This window comes from Weissella sp. LMG 11983 (assembly GCF_025908495.1).
Classification (GTDB): Bacteria; Bacillota; Bacilli; order Lactobacillales; family Lactobacillaceae; genus Weissella; species Weissella fermenti.
On record NZ_JAOZFD010000002.1, the window covers coordinates 369,087 to 384,146 of the forward strand.

The 15,060-nt window shown below is 43.7% G+C and carries 15 protein-coding genes, 1 pseudogene and 1 riboswitch; of the genes and pseudogenes, 9 read left to right on the forward strand and 7 right to left on the reverse strand.

Going from position 1 to position 15,060, the window contains the following annotated elements:
• Positions 1–100 precede the first annotated feature (100 nt).
• The 3 genes from lepA (at position 101) to OIT45_RS11400 (ending at position 2,986) form a co-directional block, all read left to right on the forward strand.
• Positions 101–1,882 (forward strand): translation elongation factor 4, encoded by a 1,782-nt coding sequence (gene lepA, locus OIT45_RS11390; protein ID WP_003608353.1) that lies wholly within the window; start codon positions 101–103, stop codon positions 1,880–1,882.
• A 174-nt stretch (positions 1,883–2,056) separates the two neighbouring features.
• Positions 2,057–2,383, forward strand: coding sequence for a DUF898 family protein (locus OIT45_RS11395; RefSeq protein ID WP_056973652.1), 327 nt, complete (start codon positions 2,057–2,059; stop codon positions 2,381–2,383).
• A 42-nt stretch (positions 2,384–2,425) separates the two neighbouring features.
• A complete protein-coding gene (locus OIT45_RS11400; protein WP_199404874.1) occupies positions 2,426–2,986 on the forward strand; it encodes an XRE family transcriptional regulator in 561 nt (186 codons plus the stop codon).
• A gap of 39 nt (positions 2,987–3,025) precedes the next feature.
• Here OIT45_RS11400 and OIT45_RS11405 read toward each other — a convergent pair whose 3' ends face one another.
• Both OIT45_RS11405 and OIT45_RS11410 read right to left on the reverse strand, forming a co-directional pair.
• Positions 3,026–3,763 (reverse strand): 3-oxoacyl-ACP reductase, encoded by a 738-nt coding sequence (locus tag OIT45_RS11405; protein WP_199404875.1) that lies wholly within the window; start codon positions 3,761–3,763, stop codon positions 3,026–3,028.
• On the reverse strand, positions 3,763–4,260 hold the full coding sequence (locus OIT45_RS11410; RefSeq protein WP_003608362.1) for a QueT transporter family protein: 498 nt from the start codon (positions 4,258–4,260) through the stop codon (positions 3,763–3,765). The genes OIT45_RS11405 and OIT45_RS11410 overlap by 1 nt, the downstream gene beginning before the upstream one ends.
• Positions 4,261–4,267: 7 nt before the next feature.
• Positions 4,268–4,312, reverse strand: a riboswitch (PreQ1 riboswitch).
• A 117-nt stretch (positions 4,313–4,429) separates the two neighbouring features.
• Here OIT45_RS11410 and OIT45_RS11415 point away from each other — a divergent pair.
• Together OIT45_RS11415 and OIT45_RS11420 are read left to right on the forward strand one after the other, a co-directional pair.
• Positions 4,430–4,897: a hypothetical protein gene (locus OIT45_RS11415; RefSeq protein WP_199404876.1), complete on the forward strand. Its 468-nt coding sequence runs from the start codon at positions 4,430–4,432 to the stop codon at positions 4,895–4,897.
• 178 nt (positions 4,898–5,075) lie between these two features.
• Positions 5,076–6,634, forward strand: a pseudogene (locus OIT45_RS11420) (APC family permease).
• A gap of 9 nt (positions 6,635–6,643) precedes the next feature.
• Here OIT45_RS11420 and OIT45_RS11425 read toward each other — a convergent pair.
• The 3 genes from OIT45_RS11425 to OIT45_RS11435 all read right to left on the reverse strand — a co-directional run bounded on the left by OIT45_RS11425 (position 6,644) and on the right by OIT45_RS11435 (position 9,518).
• Positions 6,644–7,636 (reverse strand): IS30 family transposase, encoded by a 993-nt coding sequence (locus OIT45_RS11425; protein ID WP_264329956.1) that lies wholly within the window; start codon positions 7,634–7,636, stop codon positions 6,644–6,646.
• Positions 7,637–7,807: 171 nt separating this feature from the next.
• On the reverse strand, positions 7,808–8,542 hold the full coding sequence (locus OIT45_RS11430; RefSeq protein WP_003608372.1) for an SDR family NAD(P)-dependent oxidoreductase: 735 nt from the start codon (positions 8,540–8,542) through the stop codon (positions 7,808–7,810).
• Between the two features lie 97 nt (positions 8,543–8,639).
• A complete protein-coding gene (locus tag OIT45_RS11435; protein WP_087043638.1) occupies positions 8,640–9,518 on the reverse strand; it encodes a LysR family transcriptional regulator in 879 nt (292 codons plus the stop codon).
• Between the two features lie 131 nt (positions 9,519–9,649).
• Here OIT45_RS11435 and OIT45_RS11440 point away from each other — a divergent pair, with 131 nt between their 5' ends.
• Entirely contained in the window at positions 9,650–11,275 is a 1,626-nt protein-coding gene (locus tag OIT45_RS11440; RefSeq protein WP_199404999.1) for a malolactic enzyme, read from the forward strand.
• A 24-nt stretch (positions 11,276–11,299) separates the two neighbouring features.
• Positions 11,300–12,250 (forward strand): AEC family transporter, encoded by a 951-nt coding sequence (locus OIT45_RS11445; RefSeq protein WP_003608378.1) that lies wholly within the window; start codon positions 11,300–11,302, stop codon positions 12,248–12,250.
• A 120-nt stretch (positions 12,251–12,370) separates the two neighbouring features.
• Here the strand turns inward: OIT45_RS11445 and OIT45_RS11450 are convergent, their stop codons facing one another.
• Positions 12,371–12,634, reverse strand: coding sequence for a hypothetical protein (locus OIT45_RS11450; RefSeq protein WP_199405000.1), 264 nt, complete (start codon positions 12,632–12,634; stop codon positions 12,371–12,373).
• An 80-nt stretch (positions 12,635–12,714) separates the two neighbouring features.
• Between OIT45_RS11450 and OIT45_RS11455 the strand changes: the two genes are divergently transcribed.
• Both OIT45_RS11455 and OIT45_RS11460 read left to right on the forward strand, forming a co-directional pair.
• Positions 12,715–12,975: a transposase gene (locus OIT45_RS11455; protein WP_199404344.1), complete on the forward strand. Its 261-nt coding sequence runs from the start codon at positions 12,715–12,717 to the stop codon at positions 12,973–12,975.
• 2 nt (positions 12,976–12,977) lie between these two features.
• Positions 12,978–13,805 carry an IS3 family transposase gene (locus tag OIT45_RS11460; protein ID WP_264330273.1) on the forward strand — a complete coding sequence of 276 codons (828 nt, stop codon included), beginning with the start codon at positions 12,978–12,980 and terminating at the stop codon, positions 13,803–13,805.
• 280 nt (positions 13,806–14,085) lie between these two features.
• On the opposite strand, the gene OIT45_RS11465 is transcribed toward OIT45_RS11460, so the two are convergent.
• Complete coding sequence (locus OIT45_RS11465) at positions 14,086–14,988, reverse strand: MFS transporter (RefSeq protein WP_242458276.1); 903 nt, start codon at positions 14,986–14,988, stop codon at positions 14,086–14,088.
• Positions 14,989–15,060 lie beyond the last annotated feature (72 nt).

Here is a 15,060-nt window from a genome sequence, read left to right on the forward strand (position 1 = left end):
AAAACAAATAATTTCGTGTCTATGTTGACACAGTTTTGTTCTCATGGTTGCAAAATGTTACAATCAGTAAGATACATTTTTGGGAATGTTAGGAGAAATAATGTCAACGAGACAAGATTTAATTCGCAATTTTGCAATTATTGCGCACATCGACCACGGTAAGTCTACTTTGGCCGATCGTATTATGGAAATGACAAACACAGTATCAGAGCGTGAAACCGAAGCCCAACTACTTGATGATTTGAGTGTTGAAAAGGCTCACGGTGTTACGGTTAAGTCTCGTACTGTGCGAAACTACTACATTGATAATAATGGGACTGAATATCAATATAACTTGATTGATACGCCAGGCCACGTCGACTTTAACTATGAAGTCTCACGCTCATTGTCAGCGACTGATGGTGTGTTGCTTTTGGTCGATGCGACTAAGGGTGTGCAAGCCCAAACGGTTGCTAACTACCGTCTTGCTAAGGCTGCTAACCTTGTGATTATTCCAATCGTGAACAAGATTGATAACATGGCTGCTGAAGTTGATAAGACTATCGAAGAATTGCTTGATTTGGATGAGTCATTTAAGGAAGAAGACATCCTAAAAATCTCAGCCAAGAGCGGTTTGGGTGTTGATGCAGTCCTAGAGGCAATTCGTGACCGCATCCCTGCCCCACAAGGCGACGAAACTGGTAAGTTGAAGGCCTTGGTCTTTGATTCGAAGTTTGACCCATACAAGGGTGTCATTGTGCAAGTGCGTTTGTTTGATGGGCAATTGAAGTCTTCAGACAACGTGTTGTTCATGGCTAACAAGATTAAGTCGCAAATCAAAGAAATGGGTGTCTTCTCACCTTTGATGACGCCACTTGATACGCTTAAGGCTGGGGATGTTGGGTTCATTGTGACTGGTATTAAGGATGCCAAGGCGGTTCGTGTCGGTGATACGATTACACTTGCTAACGATCCGGTTGCTGAACCCCTTCCTGGTTATCAAGATGTTGAGCCAATGGTTTATGCCGGTCTTTACCCTCGTGGTAGTGAGTTTAAGGACTTGAAGATTGGTATTGAAAAGCTTGGCTTGAATGATGCCGCCTTCCAATATGAGCCAGAGCAATCTGAAGCTTTGGGGATGGGATTCCGTGGTGGATTCTTGGGAATCTTCCATTTGCAAATTATCCGTGAGCGTTTGCAAGAAGAGTTTGGACTTGATGTTTTGACGACCATGCCAAATTCAACGTACCGCGTAACGGTTAAAAATGAAGACGAGCCGATTTACGTTGAAAACCCTATCCAATTCCCTGACTACGGCCAAATTGTAAAGGTTGAAGAGCCTTACATGTTGGCTAAGATGACGTTGCCAAACGAAATGTTGAATGACATTATGCGCTTGGCTGAAGGCCGCCGTGGTGAGTTGGTGGATTTGGCAACGATTGGTTCAATGTTGATGGTGACTTATCGTATGCCAATTTCAGAAATCGCCTATGACTTCTTTAACGAATTGAAGTCAGCGTCACACGGTTTTGCTACCCTTTCTACAGAGTTTGATTCATACCAAGAGTCAGACTTGGTCCGTATCGACATTGCGGTTGATTACGCTAAGGTTGATGCGTTGACATTCGTTATGCACCGTTCAAAGGTTGATCGTGTTGGAACTGAAATTGTTTCTAAGTTGAAAGATTTGATTCCACGTAAGTTGCAATCAATGCCAGTTCAAGCCATCGTTGAAGGTCGTGCCATCGCCCGTGCTGATGTGCCACCACTACGTAAGGCCGCTGCTTCTGGAACCAAGGTATCAAAGAAGCAACAACAATTGCGCCGTCAAGGTCAAAAGAAGAGCGACATCGAATTGCCACAAGCAGTCTTTGACGCGATCCTGGACATGAATAGTAATTAATAAGATGGACCCTCGGACAACTCGATTTAAAGTTGCGTCCGGGGGTTCATTGCTTTCTCTTGCTTAGAGTATATATTTACTTGAAGAACGTCTTGATTTCCATACCACATTTTTTTACACTAGGCTTATTCACGTCCAGATTGGAATGACGTAAAAAGCTATGGGAGTATTTTTATGGGACCAGAAAGTAAGTTTGGCCGTCAATCTTTTTTTGATGGTGGGTTGCTGTCGTTAATTGGTTGGAGCATTTTGGGGTTTATTGTTACGGTCATCTCACTTGGAATTCTATATCCGTGGGCATTGGTGATGGTATATGGTTGGAAGATTAACCACACTGTTATTGACGGTCACCGCATGCAGTTTAACGGATCTGCAGTGGGCCTATTTGGTAACTGGATTAAGTGGCTGTTACTGATGATTATTACGCTAGGTATTTATGGCTTCTGGGTTGGTATCAAATTGGAAGATTGGAAAGCCAAGAACACGCGTTTTTTGAATTAGTCTCAGATATGACAATTCAAAAAATTGCTATATAATAGTGGCATGAATAATCTACAAACGATTCGTGAGTTCTTTCAATTAGGAACCACTGAAGTAAGCACTGCACTACAACTGTCACCAGATGAATTACGCGCCTATGAATCAGGTGAAAAGCAACCTGAAATCTTGATGTGGCAACGTTTTTCTGAATATTACACGGATAAATTCCACGTACCAGCCCTACCTGACATGGTTGAGCCAATCCACTTCCGCCTTAGTGTGGATTACTTGATGAATATCGGACTAACGATGAATGATTTGATGGCGTTTAAGTGGTACTTCGATAACACGCGTCCAGAAATCGGTGAGTTCACGATTGCCTTGTATGAACCAGGTACAACCAAGATTGAACGTCGTACGACTGACTTGCCGGCTGTTCTTGATGAATATGCTGGTTACATCTTGTTAAACAATGATGGGTCACTTAACCAATTTATCGATGAACGTAATAACGACAAGATTAGCGATTGGCGCTTGTTATTGTACAAAAACGACAATTTCATGGTTGATGTTACACCGGATTTGATGTATTTCGAATACCTGGTAAACATGACCGTTATGTAGAAAAAAGGAGATCTCGTATGAGGTCTCCTTTTTGGCATGCTATTTAATTGTCCAACCACCATCGATGGTAAACACTTGCCCTTGCACATAACTTGATTCTGGACTTGTGAGATATAGCGTCATATCAGCAACTTCTTGCGCAGCTGCCCAGCGTTTAACCGGGGTTTCAGCAGCGACCTGCTTGGCCATTGCGCCGTCACCAGCGAAATCAGCCGCGTTCATTGGTGTGTTGATGGCACCGGGTGCGATAGCGTTAATATGGACGCCTTGATCAGCATAATCTAAAGCTAATTGTTTCATCCAGCCGACTAAGGCGTGCTTTGACATCGTGTAGGCCGCCCCGCCACCGCCAGCAATTTGACCAGCGATTGAGGCCATGAACACCATTTGTCCAGCTTGGCGTTTCACCATATGTGGTAAGACAGCCAAACTTAATTGGACAGCCGCGTTAACATTGACGTTCATCAATTGTTGAATGGCTGCAAAATTGGTGTCTAAGGCTGGTGTGAATGCATCTAATACCCCGGCGGTGCTGAGAAAGATATCAACGATGCTTAGTTCGTCGTTATGCGACGCAATCCACTCGCCTAGCTGGGTCATATCACTTAAATCTAGTTGATATGGCGTCAAACGATCGTGCGTAACTGGTATTGGTTCCTTATCAATTGCGATGACCGTCGCGCCGGCATCTAAATAGGTGTTTAACTGGGCCAATCCAATCCCTGATGCAGCCCCAGTTAACAAAATGGTTTGATTTTTATAATTTTGTGTAATCATTACTTTTCCAAATCAACGCGCTTGCTCAAAATGTAGAAGATAACAGCCCCGATAATCAGAGCTGCTAGCTCACCAAGCGCCGTCCAAGCAAACGTTGCCCAGAATGGCGTCTTGGCCATAAAGTACAACTCGGCGGCAACAACCCACATCATTAATGCATCGATAACGGTACTAATGGCCAAACGCTTAATCACGCTCTTAACCTTGCGCGTCGCAAAGTAAGACATCGTGGTCATGGCTAAGGTGCCAGCCGTACCGACAATCATGTCGACGATTCCGTATGGTGACCAGATATTGGCAATAAATACCCCAATGGTCAAAGCGATGATGTAACGCTTGTTGAAGACGACCAAATGGTTAAAACCTTCTGAAAAGCGTAGTTGGAATGGGCCGTACGAAGCAAATGGCAAAGCCACGGTTGCGACAGCGTACAATGCTGCGATAACGGCAATTAGTGAAATATCACGCGCTGAAAAAGAGCGTTTTTTCGTGTCCATATTTAATTCTCTCCTAGTTTTTTTGAGTGGGATGGTTACGAACCACTAACTTACAGCATAGCAAAATCACTCCTTATCGGCAATAAGCGTTTTTCAGGACGACCTTGTCAAAATCCTCCCGGTTATGGTAATTTGGAAAAACACTTATTTTTTCCACGGAGGATTTTTGATGAAACGCTTTTTTGAACGATCATTTATTTTGGGAATTGTCACAACGTTGATGATGGTGACAATTATTAGTATTTGGAACGGTACTTGGGTTGCAGGTTGGCATGAGAAAACAATTCTTGCGACACTAACCATTGTACCGTTGACGTTCATGCTAGCGTTCTTACTGAAGGAAAACGTAACCTTGCCATTGGTCATTAAGCTCCATGATGTCTTGCCAGCTTGGTTTAGTCGTCTAATTCCACGTCGTCATTCGATGGCGGTGTTCATTGTCACCGGTAACGTTTCAATCATGTCATTTTATGGGTTGTATATGTCTCACCATTACGACACGCACCATTTGATTCATTCCTACTTTATCCAATGGGCTCACACGCTACTATTCGCAATTCCGCTATTGCTTTTCGTCGTTCGGCCACTTGTGAATGGCGTATTCGACCTTGTTTGGCAACAAGAAGATGCAGCTTAAATCGAAGTAACGACAGAATATAACTGCTAAAGCCTGATTGTCCTAAAAATCAGGCTTTTTTAGTTCCAAAAATTAGATTTATATGTGAACTTTTGGTAAGCTGTTACTCGTACATGTACGAGGAGGTCACATGAAAAATTCAAAAAAGGCCAAGAAAATCGGGTTATTCCAGCTTGTTATGCTGGGACTTGGTTCTCTAATTGGGTCAGGTTGGCTATTTGGTGCTTGGGAAGCTTCTCAAGTTGCAGGTCCAGCCGCTATCATATCCTGGGTAATTGGCGGTATCGTTATCGGAACAATCGCCTATAACTATATTGAGCTTGGTACGATGTTCCCACAATCTGGTGGGATGAGTAAATACGCACAGTATACCCACGGTTCATTACTCGGATTCATTGCTTCATGGGCGAACTGGATTTCTTTAATTACGTTGATTCCAATTGAGTCAGTTGCGGCTGTTCAGTATATGAGTTCATGGCCTTGGTCATGGGCGAAATGGACGCAGAGCTTCATGGCAAATGGTTCAATTACATCTGAAGGATTATTAGCGGTTTTCTTTTTCATCGCTGTGTTCACGTTGTTGAATTACTGGTCAGTGGAGCTATTAACGAACTTTACGAGTTTAATCTCAGTCTTTAAAATTGGGGTGCCGTTGCTAACGATCATCATGTTGACGATGTCAGGTTTTCACCCAGAAAACTACGGGACATCGTTACACGAGTTTATGCCGTACGGTACGGCCCCGATCTTTGCAGCCACGACGGTTTCGGGAATTATTTTCTCATTTAACGCCTTTCAAACGGTTATCAACATGGGAAGTGAAATCGAAAATCCCAAGCGAAACATCGGTCGCGGTATCGTTTATTCACTACTAATTAGTGGTGTATTGTATATTTTGCTTCAAAGTACTTTCATCACAGCTTTGAAGCCGGACATGATTGCAGCTAGCGGTTGGCACGGCATAAACTTTGCATCACCGTTTGCTGACTTGGCAATTTTGCTTGGTATTCATTGGCTGTCGGTGTTGTTGTATATGGACGCTTTTGTTTCACCGTTTGGTACTGGTGTATCATTCGTAGCGTCGTCTAGTCGTACATTGGCGGCCATGGTTTCTAATAACCATATTCCAAAATTCGTCGGTAAGATTAACGAAAAATACGGTACGCCCCGTATCGCAATGGTAGTTAATGCCATTCTAAGTATGCTGATGGTGTCTATTTTCCGTTCATGGGGAACGTTGGCTAGTGTTATCTCAACGTCAACATTGATTGCCTACCTAACTGGCCCTGTCACAGTTATTTCATTACGCGAAATGGCACCTGAATTCAACCGCCCATTCCGCGGTAAGATTTAAAGGTTATGGCGCCACTATCATTTGTTTTGGCGTCGCTAGCGACTTACTGGGCGATGTGGCCCACGACAGTTCAGGTTATTTTAGTTATCTTGCTCGGATTGCCCTTCTACTTTTACTACGAGTGGCGCACTGGTTTCAACAAGACGAAACGTGCGTTTGAGGGTAGTTTCTGGATGATTGGCTATTTGATTTTTATCTCAATCATGTCATACATCGGATCGAAGGAATTTAACGGTCAAAATTGGATTCATTATCCATTTGATTTCATTGTCATTATTGCTGGCTCACTGTTGTTCTATTATTGGGGAACGGTTAGTCACGTGATGACCAAATACTTTAAGCAAGCGCAACGCGTTAATGCGAAAGTGAAAGTTAAAAAGTAAGGTGAATTGTCAATTCAACCGGAACACTTGAGATAAATAATATTCTTTAGCCGATCTCCAGCCGAAAAGCTTTCGAGGTCGGCTATTAATTTGCTCAACCATTTGTTCAATGTATTCGTCTGAATAATCTTCGATTGCAGTCCCTTTAGGGACGTACTCACGGATTAGCCCATTTGTATTTTCGTTGGTCCCACGTTGCCATGGAGCGTGGGGATCAGGAAAGTAAAACTGGACATCGAATTTCTTTGTTATCTCATCTTGCGCACTGAATTCATTTCCGCGGTCTGGAGTTAAAGTCTGTATCTGACTAGTTGGAAGGGAATCTAGCATTGAACCTATGATTCTCATAACATCGACGGTTTTCTTTGATGCCGCTCGTTTTGAAAGTAATATTCTGGTCTTCCTATCAACCATTGTGACCAATACTTGACCGCCTTTACGGCCAATAACAGTGTCCAGTTCCCAATCTCCAATTCGAGAGCGACAACCTGCTTCTGCAGGTCGCTCGTCAATCGTATTTGGAATTCTAATCTTACCTCGACGCTCGACATGACCTTTAGTATGTCGAGTTTTTCCTCTATGCCGAAGCGCACGAGCAATGCCCCGAGCTTTGTGACTTTTCACCGGCTGGCCCAAGTTATCTCTATAAATCGCTCGGTAGATTGTATTTGCGCTAATAATCGTATGACCTTTTGATATCTTTAGTCGACCAGCTATCTGTTCAGGCGACCAATGTTTTTGATTGATTCCATATATAACTAGTTCTCGCAGTTCAGTGTTATCTAACTTTCGGTGTTTATGCGACTTCGTTCGAGCAAGCATGTGCTTTTGATCGGCATCCTCAGCTTCATAAGTTGAGCCAACACAGCGGGCAATCTCACGAGAGATTGTCGAAGCGCTTCTACCAATTTCTTTTGCAATGCTACGCATTGACAACCCTTCTCTGAGTAAAACTTCTATACGTCCGCGATCAAATGCGGTAAGCTGATGATAATGACTCATAATGTTTCCTCGCGTTCTGTATGTTCTAGACAAACTACATTTTACGCTGGTTCATTATGAGTCAGTTTTTATTTAGCTTAGTGTTGCACTTGAATTGTAAATTCAAGAATTAAAAAATGCCGGATGATTCAAGTCATCCGGCATTTTTTAATGTGAGTTTTATTTTTAATATTAAGCGCGCCACTTGGTCAAGTACTCGTTAGCGGCATCAACGTCAGGCACACGCAAACGTTGGCCGGTCATTGACTCAGTGTTCTCGAAGTGCAACGCACCGATTAGTTCACCAACCATCTTTGACGTCACGTAACTATCCTTGCGGTACAAAGATGGCCGAACGCGTGTGTTAACTGGGCCAAGAATCAATGAGTTAACGTTAAATCGACCAGCCATTTCAACGGCATAAAGCTCACTCATCATGAGAACAGCTGCGCCAGCTGGGGCAACTGGACCGGAGAACTTACTGAAAGCAGCGTCTTCTGCGGAAACGCCACTAATAAACGTGTAGTTTGCACCTTGACGGAGTAAAGGCATCAAGGTCTTGCTGGCAACAAAGTGAGCCGTCAACAAACCTTGCATCAACTCTTCCCATTCAGCCTTAGTAATGTCAGTCAAGGCAGCGCCTTGCCACCAACCACCAAGTGATGACACCATACCGTCTAATTGTTCGAAGTTATCAACAATCACATCGTGCATCTTTTGTGCGTCATCTTCGTTTGAAATATCACCGAACAAGTAAAACACGTTCTTGCGGAATGGTTGATCAACAAACCCTAATGCATCCAACGCTTTTTCTTCAGAACGTGATGGCACTAGTACGGTTGCGCCATTCTCTGCTAAATACTTGACGATTCCCTCACCAACGGCCCCGGTTCCACCGGCGACCAAAATAACTTTACCCTCGTACATATTGTTTGCCTCTTGTTTCGTTAATTCGTATGGCTATCATACCTAGTTTCGGCGCGCGGGTGTTGCAAAAAGGGAACATTTTTAAATGAATGAACGCTTATTTATCAGTGTATTCGCGGATGACCTGCAAGATGTCAGCACGGGCGTCGTTGACGTGGACGCTTTCACGGGCTAGCAGATAGATGTCAAACGTTGGTACGTCGTCATTTAATAACTTGATAAAGTGCATGTCACGATCAGTTTCTTGTAAGGCTAACGTCGTAATTAATGTCATCCCAAGTCCTTCCTTCACTACCCCTTTCAAAGCCTCGACGTTTGAAGTTGTGTAGAGAATGCGTGGAAACGTTTCGGTGTTATTTGTGAGTTCTTTAAACACGCGGCTGTGAATGAAGCCTTCGTTTAATAGAATGAAATCTTCATCAGCAACATCTTCAAAGTACATTTCATCAGGTAGATCTTTGTTTGTTGTTGCGAGTACAAATGGGAAGGATGCGACCTTTTGGGCAATAACGCCAGGAATGTGAACCTGATCAATCGAGGCGATTAACCCAAAATTTAGTTTACCGTCCGCGATTTGCGCCATTAAATCCGCACTACCCATTTCGACCGCTTCGAAATTAGGCAGCAAATGACGTTTAGCTAACTGACGGGTTACCGGCATAAAATAGTAAGTTCCGATAATTGGCGGTAAACCAAACCGTAATTTTTTCAAGGAATGCAGACGGACTTCTTCCTTAGTGAACGCAATTTCACTTTGGATTTGCTTGGCTAGTTCCAAAACTAGTTCACCAGTTCGCGTTAGTTCAACTGATTTCTTTGAAGCGTGGCGCTCCAACAATTCACTGTCGAATTCTTCTTCCAATCGTTTGATTGCGTACGTGATGGTTGGTTGTGTGACACCAAACTGCTCTGACACAGCTGTGAACTGCTTTAACTCTGCAAGGGCAGAGAAGTAAGACAAGTCTTTAAAGTTCATTGCGACGCCCCTTCTTTCGTTGTTATAAATAAATTTTATCATATCTGTTTAATTTGACTATAAAAATTTATAGGTAGTAGACTGGGCACCGTTAAGAAATTATTTATAGATTTAAGGGAGATGTTTACACCATGCGTGGACAAGAGATTTTAAACAACCCCTTCTTGAATAAGGGTACTGCCTTTACTGAGGAAGAGCGTGCAGAACTTGGCTTGACTGGTATGTTGCCAGCCCATGTTCAAACGATTCAAGAGCAAGCTGATCAAGCTTATGCCCAATACCTAACAAAGGTTAACGACGTTGAAAAGCGTATTTTCCTTTCAACGTTGTTCGACACGAACCGCACATTGTTCTACTACTTGGTAGATCAACACGTTGCTGAGTTCATGCCAGTTGTCTACGACCCAACAATCGCAGACACGATTGAAAACTACTCAGCATTGTTTGTGAACCCACAAAACGCTGCGTTCTTGGACATCAACCACCCAGAGAACATCGAAGCAACGTTGAAGAACGCTGCTGATGGTCGTGACATTAAGTTGTTGGTTGCCACTGATGCTGAAGGTATCTTGGGAATTGGTGACTGGGGTGTCCAAGGTGTTGATATCGCTGTTGGTAAGTTGATGGTTTACACGGCTGCCGCTGGTATCGACCCTGCTTCAGTTTTGCCAGTTTCTGTTGATGCTGGTACGAACCGCAAGGAATTGTTGGAAGACCCACTATACTTGGGAAACCGTCATGAACGTGTTCGTGGTGACCAATACTTCGAGTTCATTGATAAGTTTGTTAAGACGGCGCAATCATTGTTCCCAGAGATGTACTTGCACTTTGAAGACTTCGGTCGTTCAACGGCAACGAAGATTTTGAACACGTACAAGAATGACTGGCCAACGTTTAACGATGACATTCAAGGGACTGGAATCGTTGTAACGTCAGCTGTTTTGGGTGCCTTGGCTATTACTGGTGAAAACATCAAGTCACAAACGTACTTGACGTACGGTGGTGGTTCAGCTGGTACAGGTATTGCTAACCGTGTCTTGGCTGAGTTTATGCAACAAGGTTTGTCAGAAGAAGAAGCTCGCAAGCACTTCTACATGGTTGACCGTCAAGGATTGTTGTTCGACGATGACGAAACGTTGACGCCTGAGCAAAAGCCATTCGCCCGTTCACGTTCAGAATTTGAGAACGCTGACGAGTTGACGGACTTGTTGTCAGTTGTTAAGGCTGTTAAGCCAACGGTTTTGGTTGGTACATCAACTAACCCTGGTTCATTTACTAAGGAAGTCGTTGAAGCAATGGTTGCTAACACGGATCACCCAAAGATTTTCCCATTGTCAAACCCTACGAAGTTGCACGAAGCAATGCCAGATGATTTGATCAAGTGGTCAGATGGTAAGGCATTGGTTGCAACTGGTGTGCCTGTTGACCCTGTTACGGCATCAAACGGTGTAACTTACGAAATCGGACAAGCTAACAACATGTTGGTTTACCCTGGTTTGGGATTGGGTACGATTGTTGCCAAGGCTAAGGTCTTGTCAGATGGTATGATTTCAGCTGCTGCCCACGCTTTGGGTGGTATGGTTGATGCCTCACAACCTGGTGCCCCTGTTTTGCCACCTGTTTCACGTTTGTCAGAAATGTCATTCCGTGTTGCGGTTGCCGTGGCTAAGCAAGCGATTGCTGAAGGATTGAACCAAGTTGAAATTGACGACGTTGAAGCTGCTGTTAAGGCTGCTCAATGGACGCCTGAATACTAATCGAATATAGGAGATATTTGGGAAATGTCTGCATTGCTAACTTCAATCTCATCTGTTGTTGAGATTATCTTCGTGATTGCTTTGGGTTACTTCCTCCGCAACGGTGGTAAGTTCCAAGACTCATTCAAGCACGATATCGAATTCTTAATCATGAAGGTTGCGTTGCCTTTGAACATCTTCGTTGGTGTTTTGGACAACTTGACCCGTTCAAAGTTGATTTCACTTTCTGGCTCATTGATCTTTGTGATTATTTCTTTCGCCTTTGGTTACCTAGTAGCCTGGCTTTTGACAAAGATTATGAAGGTGCCTGAGGGTCGTCGCGGAACGTTCATTAACATGTTCGTTAATGCCAACACGATTTTCATTGGTTTGCCTTTGAACTTGGCATTGTTTGGTGAACACTCATTGTCATTCTTCTTGGTTTACTACTTGGCTAACACGGTTTCAACGTGGGCCATCGGTATCTTCTTCATCCAAAACGACGGTCCTAAGGTCGCTGACAAGAAGTTCAACTGGAAGAAGCTGTTGCCTGCCCCATTGCTAGGATTTATCGTGGCTTTGGTATGGTTGTTGCTAGATTTGCCTTTGCCTACGTTGGTTGATAAGACGTTCTCAATGGTTGGTGGTGTCGTAACGCCATTGTCATTGATCTACATTGGTATTGTCTTGGCTGACGCTGGTTTGAAGTCAATCCACTTCGATCGCGACACAATCGTTGCTTTGCTTGGTCGTTTCGTCTTCGCTCCTGCCGTTATGATTGTTATCATGATGATGTTTAAGGGTGCGATGGACATTCCATCAGTTGAGCAAGGTACGTTGATTATCCAAGCTGCTGCCCCTGGATTGGCTGTGTTGCCTATCTTGGTCGGTGAAGCTAAGGGTGACGTTGAATACGCAACAAACGTTGTGACGACGTCTACTGTCCTATTCGTGATTGTTGTGCCAATCTTGATGCAAATCATCACGATGTTGTAATTAAATACTTAGGGATGTGGCCTGTGCGCAAACGAACATGCAGAACACTTTTACTAAACTAGTGCATGTCACATCACCTATCAAAAAGACCTCGGAATCTTGGTTCCGAGGTCTTTTTAGTTATTTCAAAATTTTCACAGTCAAGCCTAACATGACCGCAACCAAGATGAAGCCAATTAGTGGCATGGTTGTTGCCCCTGCTGCTTGATAAACCCAACCAGTGATTAGTGGTAAGACCACCATCCCAGCTTGGCAAAAAGCTAGATTGCGACTAACCATCAACTTGGCCGTTTGATCATCGTGGCGTTCATACGGCACCATCATCATCAATGGATAGAGCGCTGAGAGTCCCAAACCAATCGCGAAACTAGAGCATAGTAGCACAGCAGTGTTTGCTCTTATGATGAGATTCCGGACTAGTTTTTCTAGTTTGGTAAAATATCATCATAGGAGTATTTTTATTTATGGTTACACGTTATGAAGAGGACTTTAAAAAGTCCATCGTGGAGATGGTTAAAGCGGGCCGTCGGCCCGATGAATTATCCAAGGAATACGGTCCTTCAGCCGATTCAATTCGGAATTGGGTCAAAAAATATGCGCCTGTAGAAGTGAATGGCGAATCAATATCAGCTGATGAATTGAAGAAGTTGCGTAAGGAAAACGCAATTTTGAAAGAAGAGCTCGAAATTTTAAAACGTGCGGCGGTGTTGCTGGCAAAACATTAGTTTTGCGCGGTAGAAGTGTTGTTTTACCAATTATCCACAAAAATTTGGTACAGGGGCACCGCATCACACGCGTTCTGAGTGCTTTGAAAATTCCAATGTCCACTTACTCTGACTGGATCCATTGGGAGCCGAGCGCACAAGAAATACAACACAACAAATTGAGAATTGCCGTCGAATCAATTTACACAGCCAATAAAGGCATTTATGGTTATCGACGAATTGCTAAAACCATGCGCGACTTATTCAAACTAGAAATCAGCGACCGCTTTGTATGGCAATTGATGAGTGAAGCTGGCTTGAAATCGCGTATGCAAAAGCGATATAACAAGCCTACAACAGTCAATGACAAAGATCAGATGCCAAATCTCATTATCAATCTGGATGACCTAAGTGGCGTAATTACAACTGACATTACGTATATCCAGTTGACCGATAAGACATGGGTTTACATGGCTAGTGCATATGATCCGGAAGACCGTAAGGTGCTGTCGTATCGAATCGCAGATACGATGACAGCTCAACTAGCAACCTCAGTAATCGTTAAGGCGCTAAGACGAGGTGAAAAACCACTGTATGTGCATAGCGATATGGGAAGCCAGTATACCAGCGAATTGTTTGAAAATACACTGGAGTCCATAGGTATTAGGCACTCTTACTCCCGTAAAGGGCACCCTTACGATAATGCCCGCATCGAAAGTTTTCACTCGTTACTCAAGAGGGAGCTGATCTACCAACAGGATTTCGAGAGTATCGCTGATGTGCAAGCCGCTGTTGGATGGTACGTCAACTGGTATAACAACAATCGTATATCACTCCGTGATGCCGCCTAGACCAATTTCTAGATGATATAAACGCGATTATACAAATTTGCCTATACACCGGCGTTTACAAGCACTGACTTTGTGAAGTCCAAAAATCACTCTGACCAGTGCTTATTTGCTATACCCTCAGACTTGTGAAATTCAACAAAATCCAAACTAGACCACCGTAACTCCATAGCCTCCGGCAGGCACAGGGGCAAAACCCCTGGACCCCATTAAAAAATGACCCAAAATCTGTACGAAATCAGGTCATTTTGAAAAATTTTCGTGGTACGAGCCCTAGCGGGCTCTAAAAAGAGGTCCGGAGTCTTGACATCAGAGCCTTTGGTACAAATAGTAGCCCCATCCCACCGAACGTCAGTACGATGTGTCCTAAAATCAATTGCTTGTTTGAGAACCATTTCGTCGTCAACCCAGTTAGGAAACGGCCGACCATTAAGCCGGCCCAAAATAGTGTGGTGGCATTCGCTGCTAATGAGTCAGATAGTTTCAAGCGATCGACTGCATAACTAGATAAGTACTTACCCACAACCAATTCAACCGAATAGAAGAAATAGAAGATTGGTAATAGACAGTCAGCTCCCCTTAATTTGCCACCGGTCTCAGTTGCTGTATCAGAACCATTATCTTTTTCTGCAAATTCTTGTCGTGTTTGATAAACAAACAGCATAATCAACAGTTGCAAGACACCAATGATTAGGACACCGATGCGCCAGCCAGTTGGGAACAATAGACTAATGGCGAGGATAAGCGAACTCAACGTGACGCCGACACCATACATGCCGTACAAAATGCTCATCAAACCACTTGTAAAGTGCTTGGCTGCGTAGTCGTTCACAGCAATATCGATGGCACCTTGTCCTAAGCCAAGCGCCACAGAAGCCAAAATAAGCAGGATTGTGGCCTGTCCCCAAAGCAATAGCAAGATTCCTATCATAACAAACCCCATACTCATGAGCATGATTGATGCCATCGTCATTGCTTTTGCGAGTCTAGGATAAAGCAACGTCGATATGAAGGAGAATGCCAGGCTAATCATTGTCAAATAGCCGACGTAGTCAACATTCACGTGGTATGTTTGACGGACAGCCGGCCAAGCACTCCCCATAATGGCATCTGGCAAACCAAGCCCGATATAGATTAAAAAGTTCACCAGAATAATGAACGTTCCGATTTTAACTGGTTTTGTCATGGGTCACTCCTAAGTGTGTTAATCATCGTTAGTTTACGATAAAACTATGCCCAAAATATGAAAACACGAGAC